General features: G+C 72.2%; 4 protein-coding genes. 3 read left to right on the forward strand and 1 reads right to left on the reverse strand.

Features of this window, described 5'->3' with window-relative positions:
• Positions 1-134 precede the first annotated feature (134 nt).
• Complete coding sequence (locus tag ACTUAL_RS24800; protein WP_218181037.1) at positions 135-557, reverse strand: GbsR/MarR family transcriptional regulator; 423 nt, start codon at positions 555-557, stop codon at positions 135-137.
• Positions 558-980: 423 nt separating this feature from the next.
• Between ACTUAL_RS24800 and ACTUAL_RS24805 the strand changes: the two genes are divergently transcribed.
• The 3 genes from ACTUAL_RS24805 to ACTUAL_RS24815 form a co-directional block, all read left to right on the forward strand.
• Positions 981-1,661 (forward strand): TasA family protein, encoded by a 681-nt coding sequence (locus ACTUAL_RS24805; RefSeq protein WP_096492731.1) that lies wholly within the window; start codon positions 981-983, stop codon positions 1,659-1,661.
• A 41-nt stretch (positions 1,662-1,702) separates the two neighbouring features.
• Positions 1,703-2,242, forward strand: coding sequence for a hypothetical protein (locus ACTUAL_RS24810; protein ID WP_440901941.1), 540 nt, complete (start codon positions 1,703-1,705; stop codon positions 2,240-2,242).
• The coding region (locus ACTUAL_RS24815) for a hypothetical protein (RefSeq protein WP_440901942.1) at positions 2,239-2,460 on the forward strand (222 nt) is incomplete at its 3' end. The genes ACTUAL_RS24810 and ACTUAL_RS24815, both read left to right, overlap by 4 nt.

A 2,460-nucleotide genomic window follows, 5' to 3' on the forward strand; every position in this document is an offset into this window, starting at 1 on the left:
GGGCTCGAAGGTGGGGCGTTCGCGCGAACTGGTGGTTCAGACCTGGTCTTTATCGATCTTGGCTGACTTCCGGCACCGGCTAGTAGCGCCGTTCAGTCGCATTCGAAGGTCGTGACGCTGCGTCGAACAGGTCATCACTGCGTGAAGTGCTCTTTTCGGTGCAGGCGCCAGCGCTCCAGCAGACCCGTCAGCTCCCGCTCCAGGAACTCGGTGAACGCCAGCGTCCGCTCCAGCCGCGCCCCGGCCGGGGTGCCCGCGAGCGCCTCGGCGCCCTCGCGCAGCGCGCCCTCCCAGTTGATGAGGGCCTGCTCGCGGCGGAACAGCGACTCGTACCAGGCGTCGTCGTAGATCCGGTACACCTCGCGCCGGGTCCCGGCCTCGCGCTCGCGGCTGACCAGGTTGACCTGGTTGAGGTAGCGGACCGCCCCGGACACGGCGGCGGGGGAGATCCGGAGCCGCTCGGACAGTTCCGCGGAGGTCAGCGCGCCGCTGTCGGTCGCCAGCAGCGCCGCGAACACCCGCGCGGGCATCCTGGCCATCCCGGCGTCGCTGAGCATCCCCGCGAACCGCTCGACGAACCGCGACACCGCGGCGTCCACGCCCTCACCACCCGCTCGCGCCACGCTCCACCAGCCCTTTCGCCGAGGTGACCGGTCGGTAGTTTACCGAGTTCCATAACTTCACCACCTTCTGAAGGTCAACCGGTCGCGCGAGGCGGCCGAACCTCCGCTCCGGGCTCGAAAATCGCCTCCGGCGACCGCTCGCACGCCCCGCGCGAGCAGAAAACCGTGCCGCCGCACCGGCCGGAGAACCGCCCCTGACCTGCGGGAACACTCCCGCTCAAGCTCGCCGTCCCAAGATCGTCGTTTTCTTGAGGTGAGCTTGAGGAACGCCTGAGGACCGACGGAGGTCGGCGGCGCATCGTTTGTCCTACGCAAGGGACCACGACCGCCAGCCCGACCGGACACCAGGGAGCTCCCGTGAAGCACCGCACCACCGCCACCGCCCCCGCGGCCGAGACCACCCGCACCCGCCGCTCGGTCTGGCGCCCGGTCGCCTTCGCCGCCATCGGCGGCTCCGTGCTCGTCGCCATGGGCGTCGGCGTCTACGCGACGCTGCTGGCCACCGCCGCGAACGTCACCCCCGAGTCGGTCACCGACGGCACCCTCAGGCTCACCATGGCCGCCCAGGGCGCGGGCTTCGACCAGGCCGTCACCAACGTGGCCCCCGGCGACACCATCAACCGCTACGTCGACCTCACCAACAGCGGCACCCTGGACGGCCAGGCCATGACGCTGCAGGTCGCCGCCACCGGCGCCAGCACCCTCATCACCGACGGCGCCAGCACCAGGGCCCTGCGGGTCAGCGTCACCTCCTGCAACGGCGGCACCTGGAACCCGACCACGGGCGTGTGCTCCGGCACCACCGCCGCGCTGCTCGCCGCCACCCCGCTGAGCAGCCTCACCAGCAACGCCTCGCTGATCGCGGGCTCCATCTCCGCCGGTTCGGTGCAGCGCCTGCGCGTCAGCCTGAACCTGCCGGACCAGAACGAGACCACGGTCAACGGCGCGCTGCCCGCCAACACCGTGCAGGGCCAGAGCGTGAACCTCACCTACACCTTCGGCCAGACCCAGCGCACCGCCACCACCAGCAACGCCTGACCCGGTCCGGTCGGCAGTCCCCTTGCGATCGAGGAGCCCGGATGAGGACGCTCGCCCGCTGCGCGGTGCTCGGCGCGGCCGTCCACACCGGGTTCCTCGGGACCGGGACTGCGGAGGCCGCGATCACCGCGACCGCGAGCCAGACCCTGCCCGCCCCGCCGACGGGGACCAGCACCACGATCACCGCGTCCGCCATCATGGTGGGCGCCACGGGGACCACCTACGTCGGGCAGCCCTACGGCGTCAGCTACACCAGCCTCTCCCGCACCTACGCCTACCCGTCCGTGCGCAACAACGGCACCATCGACATGGTCCGGGCGACCTTCACCATCACCTCGGGCGGCCTCCCGCTCGCGGGCGCCGCGCTCGACGTGTGCAGCACCGCGTGGAACACCGCGACCGCCACCTGCCCCGGCACCTCGTACACCGCCGTCTCCGGGACGCCCATCGGCCTCCCGCTGTCCGTCGGCGCCACCGTGCCGCTCCGGCTCACCCTCCCGGCCGGCCTGTTCACGACCGTCTCCGTGTCCGTCTCCGTGGATCGCAACAGCTACCGAACGGCAATCCAGGTGAACTCATGACCACGAGCGCAGCAGGCAAGCCGACCTCCGACCAGGGCGACACCGCGACCGCCGCGAGCGCGACCGCCCCGGCCCCGAGGACCGCCCCGGTCCCGAGGAGCGCGGGGGCCCCGCTCGGGACCGCGCCCGCCCCCAGGACCGCCGAGACGCCGGGAGCGGACGTGGACACCACCGCCGAGCGCGCCGTGCCCACCGCCAGGACCGGGACCGCGCCCACC

The organism is Actinosynnema sp. (genome assembly GCF_052038725.1).